Source organism: Sphingomonas sp. P4_D12 (assembly GCF_056401895.1).
The window spans coordinates 481,365-496,281 of the sequence record NZ_JBFUIL010000006.1 but is presented as its reverse complement, the minus strand read 5'-3'; the positions used below and the strand labels follow the sequence as shown (position 1 = coordinate 496,281).

Sequence of the window (14,917 nt, the reverse complement as noted above, 5' to 3'; positions counted from 1 at the left end):
AGAGGGGGGGGCGATGACTGTCCTCAAACTCGGAACGCGAGGGTCACCGCTCGCGTTGGTCCAGGCCAATATGGTGAAGGATGCGCTGGCGGCGGCGCACGATATCGCCTGCGAGATCCATGTCATCCGCACCACCGGCGACCGCGTCCAGGATCGCGCGCTGGCCGAAATCGGCGGCAAGGCGTTGTGGACCAAGGAACTCGACCGCGCGTTGCTGGATGGCGAGATCGATCTTGCCGTCCATTCGATGAAGGATGTCGAGACGATCCGCCCCGACAGCATCGTCATCGCCGCGATGCTCGAGCGCGCCGATGTTCGCGACCGGCTGGTCGGTGCCGACAGCCTGGCGGCGATCCGCGAACATGGCGTGGTCGGTACGAGCAGCCCGCGGCGACGCGCCCAGGTGCTGCGCGCGCGCCCCGATGTGTCGGTGGTGCTGTTCCGCGGCAATGTCGATACGCGGCTGGCCAAACTGGCGGCGGGCGAAGCCGATGCCACCTTGCTCGCGGCGGCGGGGCTCGACCGGCTGGGGCGCGACGATGTCGGCGTGGCCTTGGCGGTCGAGGAAATGCTGCCTGCCCCGGCCCAGGGTGCCGTCGGGATCGAATGCCGCGCCGATGACGCCATGACGGCGGCCTTGCTCGCGGCGATCGACCATCAGGCGACCAGCCGCGCGGTTCGCGCGGAGCGCGCGTTCCTGGCTGCGCTCGAGGCCACCTGCCACTCGCCGATCGCCGCGCTGGCGACGATCGCGGACGGTGTCGTGACGTTGCGCGCGGAATTGCTGTCCGAGGATGGCGGCGAGCACGTCGCGGGCGATGCCTCGGGACCGGATGGCGAGGCATTGGCGCGCGACTTGGCGAGCGCGCTGTTCGAGCGCGCGACGCCAGCGATTCGCGCGGGGTTCGCGGGATGAGCCGCGCCATCGCGGTGCTGCGCCCCGAGCCGGGCAACACCGCGACCGCTGCGGCGATCGAGGCGCTGGGGCTGACCGCGATCCGGCTGCCCCTGTTCGAGGTCCACGCGATCGATTGGACGCCGCCCGACGTCACGCGATTCGATGCGCTGCTGCTGACCAGCGCCAATGCACCTCGCCATGCCGGACCGGGGCTGGCCGCTCTGCGGGGACTGCCGGTTCATGCGGTCGGCGATGCCACCGCCGCCGCCGCGCGCGATGCCGGATTGGAGGTCGTCGCGGTCGGCGATCGCGACGGCGCGGCATTGGTCGCGGCTGCCGCGGCGAGCGGCGTACAGCGTGCCTTGCTGCTCGGCGGGCGCGATCGCGCGGTGGAGGAGCATCCGATCATCGCGGAGGCGATCGCCGTATATGCGAGCGAGCCGGTTGCCGTCGCGCTTGAGGCGCTCGATCAGCTGGCCGGCTCGGTCGTGATGGTCCATTCGCCACGCGCCGCGCGCCGCGTCGCCGACCTGATCGATCGCGCCGGAATCGATCGCCGGACGGTGCGGTTGGCGGCGATCAGCGCGGCGGCCGCCGCCGCCGCCGGCGGGAATTGGGAGGGTATCGCGGCGGCGGCTTCTCCCGATGATGCCACATTGATCCAGCTCGCGCGCACCCTGGCCGATTGACCGCCCCTGCGCCGCGGCGGATAAGGATGCCATGAGCGACATCGCGCAAAGTCCGCCGGCGCCCGCCCGGCAGCTGACCCTGACCGCGACCATTGGGATCGCGCTCGCCACTTTCATCGTCGGGCTGCTGATCGCCGGGCTGGTTGTCTGGCGGATGGTCCCCGCGCAACCCGTGCCCGAACCGCAAGCCGCGGTGCCGGCCACCAAGGTCATCGTCGCCCCGCCTGTCGCAACCGACCCCGCCTCGATCTCCGCGCGGCAGCAGATGCTCGCCGCTGAGCTCTCCGCGCTCGAACAGCGCACCGCCGCGGTGACCGGGGAAGCCGCCAATTCCTATGGCAATGCCACCCGCGCCGAAGGCATGATGATCGCCTTCGCCGCGCGCCGCGCGATCGATCGCGGATCGCCTTTGGGCTATATCGAACAGCAGTTGCGCGACCGGTTCGGCACGACGCGACCCAGCGAAGTCGCCGCGATCATCGATGCCGGGCGCAACCCGATCACGGTCGAGGATCTGCGGCTCGGGCTCGACCAGATCGGATCGCAGCTGGCGTTAGGCCCGGCCGGCGACGGCTGGGGCGGGTCGTTCGTCCGCATGCTCGGCAGCCTGGTGGTGATCCACCCGCGCAACGCGCCGTCGCCGGTCCCGGGCGAACGGCTGGCGCGGATTCGCCGCTTTCTGGCCCAGGGACAAGTCGAGGCCGCGGTCGAGGAAGTGAAGCGACTGCCCGGCGCCGCGCAATCCACGGCCTGGCTCGATGGCGCGCAACGCTATATCGCGACGCGACAGGCGCTCGACACGCTCGAAGCCGCCGCGCTGCAAGGGAATGCGGCCGCGCCGGCACCGGTGAGAAGGTAGCGGTCTACCCTCTCGTCATCCCGCTAAAGCGGGGAGCCCATCTCGGACGCTTTCAACCATCGCAACCGCTGTGCTGGAGCTGGGACCCGTCGCCCCGGCGGAGGCCGGGACCGTTGGCCGCATCACAACATAGCGGCCCCGGCCTCCGCCGGGGCGACGGAAAGGGGGGGGGGCGGCATATTAAACCCGCTCGATCAACGCCTGCGCCGCAGCCGGCGCGCGGACCTTGGCGCCGTTGATCATGAAGATGAAGGTATCGCGCGGCTTCTTCGGCGCCGGATCGGCGGCATAAGGCAGCCCCTGGGGCGATCCGCCCGCCGCCCAGTCCTTCACCACCACCGCCCAATGGTCGAGCGCGGTGGAGGAATAACCTTGCGGCTCTTCCTCCACCGCATTTTCGAGCCGCGCATAGACGAAGTCGCCGGTCACGTCGGCAATCGCCGGATAATCGGCCGATTCGGCATAGACGATCGTTACCCCGGCCTTGCGGCAGAGATCGACGAATTCGGGGACGTGGAAACTGTCGTGCCGGACCTGCACCGCGTGGCGTAGCGCGACGCCGTCATGGCTCGCCGGCAGCAGTTTCAGGAACGCGCCGAAATCGTCCGAGTCGAATTTCTTGGTCGCCATGAACTGCCACAGGATCGGGCCGAGCTTGGGACCAAGTTCGACGAGCCCCTGGCCGACGAACCGCGCGATCGATTCGCCGCCTTCGGCCAGCACCTTGCGGTTGGTGCAGAAACGCGATGCCTTGACGGTGAAGACGAAGTCGTCTGGCACGACTTCCGCCCAGCCGGCGAAGGTCGCCGGCTTGAACCCCGAATAATAGGTGCCATTGATCTCGATCGCGCTGAGTTGGCGCGAGGCATATTCAAGCTCGCGTTTTTGCGGCCATTTTTCGGGAAAAAAGGTTCCGCGCCAGGGCTCGTAGGTCCAGCCGCCGATTCCGATTCGTATAGTCGCCATGAGGGGGAGGATATCGCTCAACCTTGCACGAAGCGATAGCGGTCGCGGATGCGGCGGTTGAAGAATCCGCCCTTGGACGTCGCGCGGCGCATTGCCTCGACGACGCATTCGGGCACGTCGAGATACGAATAAAGCCGCCCGTTGACGAAGCGAATATCGAGCCGGTGTGCTGCCTCATTATAGTCGAAAGAGCGTATCACGCTGGAGGGCATGGCTTTTCAACGCATTAGGGCGAAACGCGTTTCATGTAGCGAAGGGCGCACCGCTTGAAACGCGATGCGCGCTGGTGCACACCCGCGACTCGGGTGCGGGGGGCGCCTGTCGCCGCGAATCCGCGGCTGCATGCGCCATCGACCCGCCCAGGCGAGAGGTAAGGCGTGTTGCGTTTGATGAAGTCCCGGATTGCACAATTGCTGGTCGCCCTTGGCGCCACGATCAACGCCAGTGTCGCCTATGCACAGGATACGGTGGGCGACCCCGCCGGATCGGGCGTATTGGTCTCCGCGGTGCGCTGGTTGCAAGGCACGTTGCTCGGCACCGTCGCCACCGTGGTTGCGATCATCGCGGTCGCCGCGGTCGGGTTCATGATGCTGACCGGGCGGATCAACTGGCGGTACGGCGCGACCGTCATCGTCGGCTGCTTCATCCTGTTCGGTGCCGCCTCGATCGTCGCGGGTATCCAGTCCACCGCCACTCTGGGCAATTGAGCCATGGCCGAAGGGCTCGATCGCGATCCCTTGTTCGTCGCATTGACGCGACCGCAGATGTTCGCGGGCGTGACCTATAGCTATTTCGTCGTCAACGGCGTGGTCGCGACCGAATTGTTCCTGATCTTCCATTCGATCTGGGTGCTGGCCGCCGCCGCCCTGATCCACGTCGTCGGCATGATCCTGTGCGTGCGCGAGCCGCGCTTTTTCGACTTGTGGCTGGCCAAGGTCAGCCGCTGTCCGCGCGTGCGCAATTATTCGATCTGGCGATGCAACTCCTACCGCCCCTGACCAACGACCGACGAGCCGTCGTGCGCGAGAAAGCGGCCGGGGCGCATCTTCCCTATGCGCGGCACGTCGACGATCACACGATCGAGACCCGCGATGGCTTGCTGATGCAAGTGATCCAGCTACGCGGGCTGTTGTTCGAAACTGCCGACACCGACGAGATCAATTACCGCAAGTCGTTGCGCGATGCGATGCTGCAGGCGATCGGATCGTCGCGCTTCGCGGTCTATCATCACGTCATCCGACGCGAGGCCGACGCCGAGATGTCGGACAAATTCCCCGACGATTTCTCGACCCGGCTCGATGCCGCGTGGCGCGCGCGGCTGTCGGCGCGGCGGCTTTACGTCAACGACATCTTCCTGACGCTGGTGCGGCGCCCGATGCAGGGTCGCGTCGGAGTCGCCGACCGTATTCGCGGCTGGTTCGGCAGCACCGGGGTCGATCCCGACGTGACGCGCAGCCACGAAGTACATCAGCTCGACACCGCGCGCGATGCCTTGCTGGCGCAGCTCGGCAGCTATGATCCGCGCTTGCTGTCGGTCTATGAGACAAAGGCGGGCTTCTGTTCGGAGCCGCTTGAATTCCTGTCGGCGCTGTACAATGCCGAGATGCGTCCGGTGCTGATGCCGATGCAGGATGTCGGCGGCTATCTGCCCTATCGCCGGATCAGCTTCGGCGAGGAGACGGTGGAGCTCGGCCCGGCGGGCAATACCGAGCGCAGCTTCGTCGGCATGGTGTCGATCAAGGATTATCCCGCGCAGACCGCGCCGGGAATGCTCGACGAATTGCTGCGGCTGCCGTTCGAGATCACCGTGTCGCAATCGTTCGGGTTCGTCGATCGCCAGGCCGCGCTCGGGAAGATGAACCTGGCGCTGCGGCGGATGCGCTCGGCCGAGGACGAGGCGGTCAGCCTGCGCGGCGAACTCTCCAATGCCAAGGACGATGTCGCCGCCGGGCGCGCCGGGTTCGGCGAGCATCACATGACGGTTGCGGTGCACGGCGACACGATCGAGGAGGTCAATGCCGGGGTCGCCGAGGTGCAGGCGTCGATGTCCGATCTCGGGATCATCGCGGTGCGCGAGGAGATCGCGCTCGAGCCGGCTTTCTGGGCACAGTTTCCCGGCAATTTCAAATATATCGCGCGGCGCGGGCTGATCTCGACGGGCAATTTCGCCGGTTTCGCGTCGAGCCACAATTTTGCTCTGGGCAAGCCAGAGGCCAATCATTGGGGCCAGGCGGTCAGCCTGCTCGAGACCACCGCCGCCGGCCCCTATTATTTCAATTTCCATCAGGGCGATCTCGGCAATTTCACCGTCATCGGCCCGTCGGGATCGGGCAAGACGGTGGTGCTCAACTTCCTGCTCGCCCAGGCGCGCAAATTCCATCCGCGGATCATCTTCTTCGACAAGGATCGCGGCGCGGAATTGTTCATCCGCGCGATCGGCGGGCGCTATGACGTGCTGCGCCCCGACATGGCGGCGGGGCTCAACCCGCTCCAGCTCGATGACAGCCCGGCCAACCGCCAGTTCCTGATCGACTGGGTCGCGCAACTCGCAGGCGGCGCCGATATCGACGAGACCGCGCGGATCAAGGACGCGATCGACGCCAATTTCGCCCAGCCGATCGAGCATCGCCGGCTGCGTCACCTGGCCGAATTGTTCCGCGGCGGATCGCGGCCGACCGCCGCCGATCTCTATTCGCGGCTCAGGCCGTGGTGGGGCGATGGCGAGCGCGCCTGGCTGTTCGACAACGAGCGCGATTTGACCGATCTGTCGGCCACCTCGGTCGGGTTCGACATGACCCAGATTCTCGACGATCCCGCGGTGCGGACGCCGGCGATGATGTATCTGTTCCACCGCGTCGAGGAGCGGCTCGACGGATCGGCGGCGATCATCGTCGTCGACGAGGGGTGGAAAGCGCTCGACGACGAAGTGTTCGTGCGCCGCATCAAGGATTGGGAAAAAACGATCCGTAAGCGCAACGGCATCGTCGGGTTCGCGACGCAGAGCGCACAGGACGCGCTCGAAAGCCGCATCGCGTCGGCGATCATCGAGCAGGCCGCGACGCAGATCTTCATGACCAATCCCAAGGCGCGCGCCGCCGATTATATCGACGGCTTCGGGCTCACCCCGCACGAATACGAAATCGTCCGGACCTTGCCCGACGACGCGCATTGCTTCCTGATCAAGCACGGCAACGAGAGCGTCGTGGTGCGGCTCAATCTGACCGGCGAGCGCGATATCCTGACGATTCTGTCGGGGCGCGAGCGCACCGTGCGCCTGCTCGACGAGATCCGTGCGGAGAAGGGCGACGACCCCGCCGACTGGATCCCGCTTTTGCTGGAGCGCGCGTGATGCAGGTGGCGTGCCCGGCGATCAGCGATTCGCAATTCCTGTCGAGCGTGCTCGGCCATATCGATTGTCAGGCGCAGACCCTGGGCGCGGCCGGGTATCAGGCGATGTCGGCGGGCGGATCGGCTTCGTCGCTGATCCTGGGCGGCGTGCTGACGGTGTTCATCGCGCTGTTCGGTTATCGACTGATCCTGGGCGACACGCCCGATGTGCGCAGCGCTATCCTCACCGTGATCAAACTCGGCGTGGTGTTGCTGCTGGCGACGAGCTGGCCGGCGTTCCGCACGCTCGCTTATGACGTTGCGCTCAAGGGCCCGGCCGAACTCGCCGGTGCGGTTGGCGGCGCGTCGGGCCTGCCCGGCGCCGGTGGCGGGCTGGTCGCGCGATTGCAGGCGGTCGACGACGAGATCGCCGAGCTCAACGTCATCGGCACCGGACGCCCGCCCAATACCGATCTGGTCGCGGGGCCGGCCACGCAGCCGATGACGCCTGAGCAACAGGCGCAGGAGCGCCGCCGGTTGCAGGGGCTGGCCAGCCATGCGCGCTGGGATCCGGCGCGCGACCTGTCGCTGCTGGGGAGTGCGCGGACCTTGTTCCTGGCGGGGACGATCGCCGCCTTTGCCAGCGTCCGGCTGATCGCCGGGCTGTTGCTCGCTTTGGGACCGCTGTTCGCGATCTTCCTGCTGTTTGAGGGCACGCGCGGGCTGTTCGAGGGCTGGGTGCGCGGCCTGGCCGGCGCGGCGCTGGGCGCGCTCGGCACCGCGATCGTGCTGGGGGTCGAACTCGCCTTGCTCGAACCCTGGATGGCCGCGGTGATGGAGTTGCGGCATCAGGAGATCGCGACACCAGCGGTCCCGGTCGAATTGCTCGCTTTGTCGCTGATCTTTGCGGTGACCTTGATCGCGGTGCTGGTCGCGGTCGCGCGCGTGGCGCAGGGATTCCGCATACCGTCGAGCTGGAAACAGGCTGGCGAGCGGGTCGCCACCGGCTTCGCCGACCGCGTGCCGGTGCTCGCCGGCGCGCGCGGCAATGAGGGGACGATCACCGACCAACGGTCGCGCGCGATCGCGATCGCCGATGCGGTGACCGCGACCCAGCGGCGCGAGAGCCATGCCAGCCAGCCGCCCGCCGCTTCGCTCGGGCGACCCGGGATCGTCCCCACCAACACGCGAGAGATCGCCGTTGCGGCTGCCGTGCCGCTCGGCCAGAGTTTCAGGAGGCGGACGCGGGGGCGCGTGTCGGCCGGAGCAACACGGCGGGATAGCAACAGATGAAACAGGCCGCGCGCGAATCGCTCGACGCTTATTATCGCGAGGCCGACAGCTGGGCCGACGATCGCCAGGACATGCTGCGCGCGTCGCGTCGCACGGCGTGGATCGTCGCTGGTGTCGCGGTGGCAATCGCCTTGTTCGAGGCGATCGCGCTGATCGTGCTGATGCCGCTGAAGACCGTCGTTCCCTATACGTTGCTGGTCGACAAGCAGACCGGCTATGTCCAGGAATTGAAGCCGCTAGACGCCGAGAAGATCGCGCCCGACACCGCGCTGACCCAGTCCTTCCTGGTGCAATATGTCATCGCGCGCGAAAGCTACGATGCGGGCACCGTCCAGGCCAATTATCGCAAGGTGCAGACCTGGTCGGCCCAGGTCGCCAAGGCCGATTACGTCAACGGCATGCAGGCGGCCAATCCCGCCAGTCCGCTCAGCCGCTATCCAAGGTCGGTCGTCGACACCCGGGTCAAGAGCATCACCTCGATGGGCGGCAACGAAGCGTTGGTGCGGTTCGACACCGTGCGTCGCGATCCGGGTGGGCAGGCGCAGCCGGCCGAATCCTGGGTCGCGGTGATCAAATATCGCTTCTCGACCGGGCCGATGCGCGCCGAGGACCGCTTCATCAATCCGCTCGGCTTCCAGGTGTTCGGCTATAATCGCAGCCAGGAAAATCTCGCGCCCCAGCCGGCGCCGGCCACCTCCGTAGCGCCGCTGCCAGGATCGAGCCAACCGCAAGTGCTCGCCCCCGGCGCGCAACCGTCTCCCGGCGCGTCACCATCGCGCCAGCCCAACGGCGTCGAGGTCACGCTTTGAGGTTTCTTGTCCCTCTGATGCTGACGATCGCGCTTGCCGTCGACCCGGCGCAGGCACAAGTCCGGCCACAGCCCGGCTCGGGCGATCCGCGCATCCAGACGGTGATGTACGATGCCGACCAGGTCGTCTCGCTGCAGGTGCCGGGCGGGTACGAGCTGACGGTCGAATTCGCCCCCGACGAGCGGATCGAGAATGTCGCGGTCGGCGATAGCGGAGCGTGGCAAGTCACTCCCAACAAGCGCGGCGACCGCCTGTTCCTCAAGCCACTGCAAGGCGTCACCACCAATATGACCGTGGTGACCGACGCACGTAGCTATGTGTTCGAGCTGTCGCCAGGCAGCGCCGGCAGCGCGCCGTTCATCGTCCGCTTCCGCTATCCGCCGCCGCCCGCGCCGGCCAATGCCGGACCCGCGCCGGTCGAAGCCGGCCGCTACAAGCTCGCCGGATCGGATGATGTGCGGCCGGACGCGATTTCCGACGATGGGTCGAAGACTTTCATCATGTGGCGTGACACACAGACCTTGCCGGCGGTGTTCGTGATCGACCGCGACGGCAAGGAGACGCTGGCCGACGGCGCGATGCGCGATGGGCGCTATGTGCTCGACAGCATCAACAACAAACTCGTGTTCCGGCTCGACAAGAAGATGGCTAGCGCGACGCGCGTGCCGCAGGTGGCGCGCTGATGGCGGTGGCGGGAAGCGATCCGCGCGCCACGCTGCCGCCGCTGGCCGATGTCGAGCCGAGCGCGCGCCCGGTCGTCGCGCGGCCCAGTGGCGGGCTGCCCAATTGGGTGATCGCGGTCGGCATCGTCGTCGCGGGCCTGATCCTGTTCCTGGTCCTCGAGACGCGCCGTCGCCAATTGTCGGCGCCGGCGACCCGCGTGCGCACTGCCGATCTGCGCAACGGCGCCGAACCGCCCCCGCTCTACGTCCCACCGGTGCCCGAGCCGGCGCCGACGGTGATCCCGCCACCACCTCCGCCGCCGCCACCTCCGCCGCCACCGCCGCAACCGCGCGTCGTCTATGTCCCGGCGCCGCCGCCGCCCCAGCCGGTCGCGCCGCCGGCGCCACCGCCGCGCGCCTCGGCTGATCCGGTGCTCGTACTCGACACCACGGCCGGCGAGGCGATCGTTCCAACCGGGCCGGCCGGAGAAGGCAGCGCGGGCGCCGTCGCGACGGCTAATCCGGGTAGCGGAGGCAGCACGCTCGGCGGCCGGTCGCGCGCTTCGGTGCTGCGCAACCGGGCGACTACGGTGCCGCAAGGGACGCTGATCCCCGCGGTGCTGGAAACCGCGCTCGATTCCACCCGACCCGGTCCGGCGCGCGCGCTGGTGACGCGCGATGTCCGCGGGTTCGACGGCAGCAAGGTGCTGATCCCGCGCGGCAGCCGGTTGATCGGCGAGTATAAGGCCGATCTCGAGCCAGGACAGAATCGCGCCTTGGTGATCTGGCAGCGGCTCGTCCGCCCCGATGGCGCGACGATCGAGCTCGCCTCGCCCTCGGCCGATCCGCTGGGGCGCGTCGGCATCAAGGGCAAGGTCAACAGCCATTTCCTCCAGCGCTTCGGCAATGCGCTGCTGCAGACGTCGCTCAGCATCGGCACCGGGCTGGCCGCCGGCCTCGGCAGCAACAACAATGTCGCGGTGGTCGCATTGCCCGGCGCGACCGGGACGGCGGCGTCGTCGCTGGTCGGCAATCAGGACATCAAGCCCACCTTGCGCGTCAAGCAAGGCGTGTCGGTCAGCGTGTTCGTCGCCAAGGACCTCGATTTCACCGCGGTGGAGACGAAGCGATAGCCGCCAGCGATCCCATCTATCTCAAGAGCTATCTTGCCCCGTTGGGCGGGATGCTGGCGCGCGACGACGTCACTGACATCTATGTCAACCGGCCCGGCGAGATCTGGGTCGAGACATTGGGCGGCGCGACCGAGCGGCACGATGCGCCGGCGCTCGACCGCGCGACGCTCGATCGGCTGTCGCGCCAGATCGCTGCGCTGTCGCATCAGGGGATCAGTCGCGAGCACCCCCTTCTATCGGCGACCTTGCCCGACGGAGCGCGCGTCCAGGTCGTCGCCCCGCCGGCGACGCGCGGCGACCTGGCGCTGGCGATCCGCAAGCACGTCTCGCCCGACCTCAGCCTGTCGGATTATGTTTCGGCGGGATCGTTCGCCGAAACCAAGCGCGGCGATGTCGGCGGGCGCGCGCCGATCGACGTGGAATTGGCGCGGATGCTCGATGCCGGCGACGTGGCGGGAATGCTCGCGACCGCGGTCAAGGCGCGCAAGAACATCCTGGTGTCGGGCGGCACCTCGACCGGCAAGACGACCTTTCTCAACGCGCTGATCCGCGAGATTCCGTCGCACGAACGGCTGATCCTGATCGAGGATACGCCCGAACTGCATCTTGGCCACGCCAATGCTGTCGGCCTGCTCGCGGCGCGAAGCGCGCTGGGCGAGGCGCAGGTCACCGCCGACAGCCTGCTCGCCGCGTCGCTACGCATGCGCCCGGACCGCATCATCGTCGGCGAGTTGCGCGGACCCGAGGCCTATACCTTCCTGCGCGCGGTCAATACCGGCCATCCCGGCTCGATGACCACGGTCCATGCCGACAGCGCCGAGCGTGCGATCGAGCAGATCGCCTTGCTGGTGCTGCAGACCGGTACCCGGCTGGGGCGCGAGGACGTGCATCATTATGTCCGCAGCACGGTCGACGTCTTCGTCCAACTGGCGCGAACCGGCGGGCGGCGCCATGTCGCCGAGGTCGTGCTGGCGCGGTAGAATGGGCGCCGGCGACATTGAGATTGTCGAGCCTGGCCATTTGCGCTCGAGCCATTTCGGCCGGGAAAGACCCGCCCGGCCGCGGGTGTCCTGAGGACATTGCGTCCAAGACCCAAGCCTTTAGGGTGACGGCATGATCGACCACGTGTCCGTTCCGGTCGGCGATCTCGTTGCCGCAATCGCATTCTACGAGCGAGTTCTGGCGCCCCTTGGCCTTTCACGTCTCGTAACGCGCGACGAGACGGCAGGTTTTGGCAAGCGATACCCTGAATTCTGGCTCAACAAGCGCAGCACCCGCCACCGTGATGCCAATCCTGGCGCACATGTCGCCTTGCGGGCCGCCAGCGAGCAGTCGGTGCGCGAATTCCATTCCTTGGCTATGGCGAATGGCGCGACCGATGCCGGAATGCCCGGCCCTAGGGATGCCGCGCTGACTACCTATTTCGGCGCATTCATCATCGATCCCGATGGCAACAAGATTGAGGCGATCACTTTCTCGTCTATTTCGGAATGATTGGCTCTTCGGTCATCCGTTTATGATGGTCACAGCCTAGTGCGGCCATGGCAGCAGCAATCCGGTCATTGTGAGGTGCCGTATCGGGGTCTTCTCCAATACAATCAATATGTTGGTGAAGCGGAAGCGCTCCGGTCGCCGATAATGAAGATCTGGTAGGCGACAGGCGGATCGCAGGATTGTCTTGCGACGGCACACTTACTGCCGTCCAACGCCCGACGACTGAGCAAAGCCACTATGCTCCAAGCATTCATATTGGTTGTATTGGCGACGACGGCGGATTATCGTGTCGGTAAATAGGGCTTTAGGGGGTTTCGACATGGGCGTTTCGCACTCCAATTCGGTCAGCCGCCGCGGCATCATGAGCCGGGTGGCTGCCGTCGCTGCCGCGGGAATGGTGGCACCGGCCTTGACTCCGGTGGCGCGTGCCGCCGGGTCGGATGACGGGCTGAAGACATTCAAGGGCCGGTACGCACTACGCGGTGGCCGCATCATCGACGGCTATTTCGTCGCACCCAGCAATAGCTCCTACCTCGACGTGGTTGTCGTGCTGCATGGCGAGAACGGTTTCGACGCTGGCGCGCGCGCGCTGGCGCACTACCATGCCCGTGCTGGCAAGCTGGCGATCGTGCCCGACATGCCCGCGACCTATCGCGGTGTCGCTGCGCTCGCGGGACGCGATGCGCACGTCGCCGACATCAAGGGGCTGCGCGACGCTTTCGGCCGCCACCTGCGTGGCAACGGCAAGGTCGAGTTCGTCTCCGCCTGAGGTCGGCGCCGCTCTGCTGCGAAAGGGCTGCTGGACACGTCCGGCGGCCTTTTTCGTGTACGGGGGTATCGGGCTGCGGGCCCCGGCTTAAGGACGGAGCGCCAACAAAAGACTCGGGGGTTCCGGCGCGGCAAAGCCGCGTCGTCGGTCATGGCTGCGCCATGCCGGCCGGTTCGCTGCGATTACGCTGATTAGCTGCCGCTAATCAGCGGCAGCGAACTGGAGCGGGCGAAGGGATTCGAACCCTCGACCCCAACCTTGGCAAGGTTGTGCTCTACCCCTGAGCTACGCCCGCTCTGGCGCCGGCCCGTGAAGCCACGGGCGGGTAAGGAGCGGGGCCATTAGCAGCGCTCCCGCGGGTCCGCAACCCCCTGTTGCAACCCGATCGAAAAGCCTTGGCTTCGCGGCGCTAGCGCCCACATAAGGGCCTTTATCGCTGACGGAGAAGAGACTTGGCTACGCTTGGAATGACCCCGGAGCAAAAGGAAGCCGTCGAGGCATTCCGCCGGGACGTGGTCGAACCGTCGATGAGCAAGCTGGTGATCATCGACTTCTGGGCGGAATGGTGCGGGCCGTGCAAAGCGCTGAGCCCGGTGCTGGAAAAGGTCGCCGCCGATTATGCCGACAAGGGCGTCGTGCTGGCCAAGGTCGATACCGACAAGAACCAGTTCATCGCCGCGCAATTCCAGATCAAGTCGATCCCGACCGTCTATGCGATGTTCCAGGGGCAGTTGATCGCCGACCTGACCAGCGCGCGGACCGAATCGCAATTGAAGGCGATGCTCGACCAGGTGCTTCGCCAATTGCCGGTCGAGAGCGCGGAGGCGCAGCAGGAAGCCGAGATCGAACCATTGGTCGCGGCCGCCGAGCAGATTTTGCACGATGGCGACGCGGAGCGCGCTTTGTCCTATTTCGAGCAGATCGCCGAGATCGCGCCGGATCATCCCGAAGTGGTGTCGGGCCGCGTCCGCGCGCTGGTCTCGCTCGGCCGGCTGGACGACGCCGAGGCAGTGCTCGCCGCCCTGCCCGAAGACGCGGCCAAGGGCGCGGAGATCGATCGCGCCCGCGCTGCGCTCGATCTCGCACGCTCGGCTCCGCCCGCGGAGGATTTGGCGCCATTGATTGCGGCAGCGGAGGCCGATCCGGACAATCTGCAGGCGCGGTTCGATTTGGCCAATGCGCAAATGGCAGCCGGGCAGCGCGATGCCGCCGCCGATTCGTTCCTGGCGATCGTCGCCAAGGATCGCGCCTGGAATGACGGCGCGGCGCGCGCGCAATTCCTGAAGTTGCTCGAAGTGGTCGGGCTGGAGGATCCCTGGGTGTCGGCGCAGCGCCGCCGGCTGTCGGCGATCTTGTTTACGTGACGACGACGCGGCTCTCGATCTTCCCGCTGGCGGGAGCGTTGCTGTTTCCGCGGATGCATCTGCCGCTGCATATCTTCGAGCCGCGCTATTGCGCGATGGTGTCGGACGCGATGGCGCGCGACCGCCGCATCGGGATGATCCAGCCGCGCGGCGATGGCGATCCTCCGCCGCTATTCGATCTGGGCTGTGTCGGCCGCATCGCCGAGGTCGAGGCGCTCGACGACGGCCGTTACAATATCGTGCTCGAAGGGACGTCGCTGTTCCGAGTCGCGCGCGAGTTGGAAGTCACAACGCCGTTCCGTCAGGTCGAGGCCGAATTGATCCCGCTGCCGCACGAATCGGAGACGCTGTCCTTGGGGCATCGCGCCGCGCTGGAAACCGAATCGCGGCGCTTCGCCGATGCGCAGGGCTATGCGGTCGACTGGGATTCGGTGGCGCGGCTCGACGATGAGGCGTTGGTCAATGGCATCGCCCAGATCGCGCCGTTCGACGCGGCGGCCAAGCAGGCGCTGCTCGAGGCCACCGACCTCGCCGCACGCGCCGAGCTGACCGTGCAATTGATGCAATTCTTCGGCCGCCACGATGGCGAGGATCGCGTCACGCTGCAATAGAATGGCCTGGCCGCACTGCGCCTCCGCAGAGGTGAGGAAGCCA

The 14,917-nt window shown here is 67.0% G+C and carries 17 protein-coding genes and 1 tRNA gene; 15 read left to right on the top strand and 3 right to left on the bottom strand.

The annotated features are described in order from the left end of the window. The first annotated feature begins 13 nt into the window (after positions 1-13). Genes hemC through AC1DSD_RS14980 form a run of 3 tightly spaced genes read left to right on the top strand, consistent with a single transcriptional unit; the run spans position 14 to position 2,446 of the window. Positions 14-916, top strand: coding sequence for a hydroxymethylbilane synthase (hemC, locus tag AC1DSD_RS14990; RefSeq protein ID WP_478031196.1), 903 nt, complete (start codon positions 14-16; stop codon positions 914-916). Then, positions 913-1,587: a uroporphyrinogen-III synthase gene (locus AC1DSD_RS14985; RefSeq protein WP_478031194.1), complete on the top strand. Its 675-nt coding sequence runs from the start codon at positions 913-915 to the stop codon at positions 1,585-1,587. The genes hemC and AC1DSD_RS14985 overlap by 4 nt, the downstream gene beginning before the upstream one ends. Before the next feature lie 31 nt (positions 1,588-1,618). Next, positions 1,619-2,446, top strand: a complete 828-nt coding sequence (locus AC1DSD_RS14980; RefSeq protein ID WP_478031192.1) for a hypothetical protein — start codon at positions 1,619-1,621, stop codon at positions 2,444-2,446. Between the two features lie 180 nt (positions 2,447-2,626). Here AC1DSD_RS14980 and AC1DSD_RS14975 read toward each other — a convergent pair whose 3' ends face one another. Then, a complete protein-coding gene (locus tag AC1DSD_RS14975) occupies positions 2,627-3,412 on the bottom strand; it encodes a DUF72 domain-containing protein (protein ID WP_478031190.1) in 786 nt (261 codons plus the stop codon). Between the two features lie 17 nt (positions 3,413-3,429). Further along, the gene (locus AC1DSD_RS14970; protein ID WP_478031189.1) at positions 3,430-3,612 is read right to left on the bottom strand and encodes a KTSC domain-containing protein; all 183 of its coding nucleotides are present in this window, start codon (positions 3,610-3,612) and stop codon (positions 3,430-3,432) included. 189 nt (positions 3,613-3,801) lie between these two features. Between AC1DSD_RS14970 and AC1DSD_RS14965 the strand changes: the two genes are divergently transcribed. From AC1DSD_RS14965 to AC1DSD_RS14920, 10 genes are all read left to right on the top strand, one after another. Next, positions 3,802-4,119 (top strand): TrbC/VirB2 family protein, encoded by a 318-nt coding sequence (locus AC1DSD_RS14965; protein ID WP_478031187.1) that lies wholly within the window; start codon positions 3,802-3,804, stop codon positions 4,117-4,119. Between the two features lie 3 nt (positions 4,120-4,122). Beyond that, entirely contained in the window at positions 4,123-4,410 is a 288-nt protein-coding gene (locus AC1DSD_RS14960; RefSeq protein WP_066821144.1) for a VirB3 family type IV secretion system protein, read from the top strand. Further along, positions 4,389-6,761 carry a VirB4 family type IV secretion/conjugal transfer ATPase gene (locus AC1DSD_RS14955; RefSeq protein WP_478031185.1) on the top strand — a complete coding sequence of 791 codons (2,373 nt, stop codon included), beginning with the start codon at positions 4,389-4,391 and terminating at the stop codon, positions 6,759-6,761. The genes AC1DSD_RS14960 and AC1DSD_RS14955 overlap by 22 nt, the downstream gene beginning before the upstream one ends. Further along, positions 6,761-8,032 (top strand): type IV secretion system protein, encoded by a 1,272-nt coding sequence (locus tag AC1DSD_RS14950; RefSeq protein WP_478031378.1) that lies wholly within the window; start codon positions 6,761-6,763, stop codon positions 8,030-8,032. Before AC1DSD_RS14955 ends, AC1DSD_RS14950 begins: the two co-directional genes overlap by 1 nt. Then, positions 8,029-8,841: a VirB8 family type IV secretion system protein gene (locus AC1DSD_RS14945; RefSeq protein WP_478031183.1), complete on the top strand. Its 813-nt coding sequence runs from the start codon at positions 8,029-8,031 to the stop codon at positions 8,839-8,841. Before AC1DSD_RS14950 ends, AC1DSD_RS14945 begins: the two co-directional genes overlap by 4 nt. 17 nt (positions 8,842-8,858) lie before the next feature. Beyond that, complete coding sequence (locus tag AC1DSD_RS14940; protein ID WP_478031181.1) at positions 8,859-9,524, top strand: TrbG/VirB9 family P-type conjugative transfer protein; 666 nt, start codon at positions 8,859-8,861, stop codon at positions 9,522-9,524. Continuing rightward, positions 9,524-10,636, top strand: a complete 1,113-nt coding sequence (locus tag AC1DSD_RS14935; protein WP_478031179.1) for a TraB/TrbI/VirB10 family type IV secretion system protein — start codon at positions 9,524-9,526, stop codon at positions 10,634-10,636. Before AC1DSD_RS14940 ends, AC1DSD_RS14935 begins: the two co-directional genes overlap by 1 nt. A gap of 50 nt (positions 10,637-10,686) precedes the next feature. Then, entirely contained in the window at positions 10,687-11,616 is a 930-nt protein-coding gene (virB11, locus tag AC1DSD_RS14930) for a P-type DNA transfer ATPase VirB11 (RefSeq protein ID WP_478031177.1), read from the top strand. Between the two features lie 133 nt (positions 11,617-11,749). Further along, positions 11,750-12,130, top strand: coding sequence for a VOC family protein (locus AC1DSD_RS14925; protein WP_478031175.1), 381 nt, complete (start codon positions 11,750-11,752; stop codon positions 12,128-12,130). A 319-nt stretch (positions 12,131-12,449) separates the two neighbouring features. Then, complete coding sequence (locus tag AC1DSD_RS14920; protein ID WP_478031173.1) at positions 12,450-12,899, top strand: dienelactone hydrolase family protein; 450 nt, start codon at positions 12,450-12,452, stop codon at positions 12,897-12,899. Positions 12,900-13,119: 220 nt separating this feature from the next. Here the strand turns inward: AC1DSD_RS14920 and AC1DSD_RS14915 are convergent. Further along, positions 13,120-13,194, bottom strand: a tRNA-Gly gene (locus tag AC1DSD_RS14915). A gap of 172 nt (positions 13,195-13,366) precedes the next feature. On the opposite strand from AC1DSD_RS14915, the gene AC1DSD_RS14910 reads away from it, so the two are divergent. Together AC1DSD_RS14910 and AC1DSD_RS14905 are read left to right on the top strand one after the other, a co-directional pair. Beyond that, on the top strand, positions 13,367-14,263 hold the full coding sequence (locus AC1DSD_RS14910; RefSeq protein ID WP_478031377.1) for a tetratricopeptide repeat protein: 897 nt from the start codon (positions 13,367-13,369) through the stop codon (positions 14,261-14,263). Next, a complete protein-coding gene (locus AC1DSD_RS14905; RefSeq protein ID WP_478031172.1) occupies positions 14,260-14,874 on the top strand; it encodes an LON peptidase substrate-binding domain-containing protein in 615 nt (204 codons plus the stop codon). Before AC1DSD_RS14910 ends, AC1DSD_RS14905 begins: the two co-directional genes overlap by 4 nt. The last annotated feature ends 43 nt before the right edge of the window (positions 14,875-14,917 follow it).

What these genes read in the sequence shown, in the direction of transcription:
- AC1DSD_RS14950 (WP_478031378.1), top strand. Translation starts at nt 6,761, where the DNA reads ATGCAGGTGGCGTGCCCGGCGATCAGCGATTCGCAATTCCTGTCGAGC.
- AC1DSD_RS14980 (WP_478031192.1), top strand. Translation starts at nt 1,619, where the DNA reads ATGAGCGACATCGCGCAAAGTCCGCCGGCGCCCGCCCGGCAGCTGACC.
- hemC (WP_478031196.1), top strand. Translation starts at nt 14, where the DNA reads ATGACTGTCCTCAAACTCGGAACGCGAGGGTCACCGCTCGCGTTGGTC.
- AC1DSD_RS14975 (WP_478031190.1), bottom strand. Translation starts at nt 3,412, where the DNA reads ATGGCGACTATACGAATCGGAATCGGCGGCTGGACCTACGAGCCCTGG.
- AC1DSD_RS14965 (WP_478031187.1), top strand. Translation starts at nt 3,802, where the DNA reads ATGAAGTCCCGGATTGCACAATTGCTGGTCGCCCTTGGCGCCACGATC.
- AC1DSD_RS14925 (WP_478031175.1), top strand. Translation starts at nt 11,750, where the DNA reads ATGATCGACCACGTGTCCGTTCCGGTCGGCGATCTCGTTGCCGCAATC.
- AC1DSD_RS14935 (WP_478031179.1), top strand. Translation starts at nt 9,524, where the DNA reads ATGGCGGTGGCGGGAAGCGATCCGCGCGCCACGCTGCCGCCGCTGGCC.
- AC1DSD_RS14945 (WP_478031183.1), top strand. Translation starts at nt 8,029, where the DNA reads ATGAAACAGGCCGCGCGCGAATCGCTCGACGCTTATTATCGCGAGGCC.
- AC1DSD_RS14910 (WP_478031377.1), top strand. Translation starts at nt 13,367, where the DNA reads ATGACCCCGGAGCAAAAGGAAGCCGTCGAGGCATTCCGCCGGGACGTG.
- AC1DSD_RS14960 (WP_066821144.1), top strand. Translation starts at nt 4,123, where the DNA reads ATGGCCGAAGGGCTCGATCGCGATCCCTTGTTCGTCGCATTGACGCGA.
- AC1DSD_RS14920 (WP_478031173.1), top strand. Translation starts at nt 12,450, where the DNA reads ATGGGCGTTTCGCACTCCAATTCGGTCAGCCGCCGCGGCATCATGAGC.
- AC1DSD_RS14940 (WP_478031181.1), top strand. Translation starts at nt 8,859, where the DNA reads ATGCTGACGATCGCGCTTGCCGTCGACCCGGCGCAGGCACAAGTCCGG.
- virB11 (WP_478031177.1), top strand. Translation starts at nt 10,687, where the DNA reads ATGCTGGCGCGCGACGACGTCACTGACATCTATGTCAACCGGCCCGGC.
- AC1DSD_RS14955 (WP_478031185.1), top strand. Translation starts at nt 4,389, where the DNA reads ATGCAACTCCTACCGCCCCTGACCAACGACCGACGAGCCGTCGTGCGC.
- AC1DSD_RS14985 (WP_478031194.1), top strand. Translation starts at nt 913, where the DNA reads ATGAGCCGCGCCATCGCGGTGCTGCGCCCCGAGCCGGGCAACACCGCG.